Here is a 662-nt window from a genome sequence, read left to right as displayed (position 1 = left end):
CTGGATTCCAGCCATCGGGCCCAGCTACAAGACCGATTTGCCCGAGGCACTGAGCGAGATGCAGCAGCCACCGTTGGCACCGGGTTTTCTGCTGCCGGACACCCTGGGTGTCGGCGTCCTGATAACGCGCTTCCTCGGCACCGAGCATCGAACGAACAAGCGCGTATTCGGCATCGAGCCGAGCACTGCAAAGCAGTCGGTGAAGCAGTTACTGAGCGCCCCTGGGCTCGAACGACTCACCCCTATGCGCGTTTCCCGTGCGTTGCCAACGCTCATTCGCAGCCTCGGGACCGATGCCACCGCCGCGTGGCTGCTCTGCGCGGAGACCGACCGCGGCGATGAGCCGCGCATGTTCTACACCCAGCATCGCGTCGATGCGCTCATCCGCTTGTATCAGCGCGCCAGTCATCGACTAGCCCGTCAGCTCGGCATTGCACCCGCAATCGCGTTGCCACGCGTGCCCGCCGAGCCAATCGCCACCGGCCAGGCAATGATGGTCGGCGCCCGGTTCGTCGCACCGCTGCGGGTCGTCCGTGACCTGCTCAGCACCCTCAGGGCCGAGATCCGCACCTCCCGCCGCACGCCGCTGTTTGGCGCACTGCTCGTCGCGTATCACGCGAGTTACACCCTCTACACATGGCTCTACTCGGCCCTCTCGACTA

1 protein-coding gene is annotated in these 662 nt (G+C 65.3%); it reads left to right on the top strand.

Features of this window, described 5'->3' with window-relative positions; genetic code table 11:
* Positions 1-662 (top strand): hypothetical protein (locus ACUH78_RS19470; RefSeq protein ID WP_510497627.1); only part of this gene is annotated, 662 nt, incomplete at both ends.

This window comes from Thauera sp. ZXT1-4 (assembly GCF_052598215.2).
This window is presented reverse-complemented; position numbering and strand designations above follow the sequence as displayed.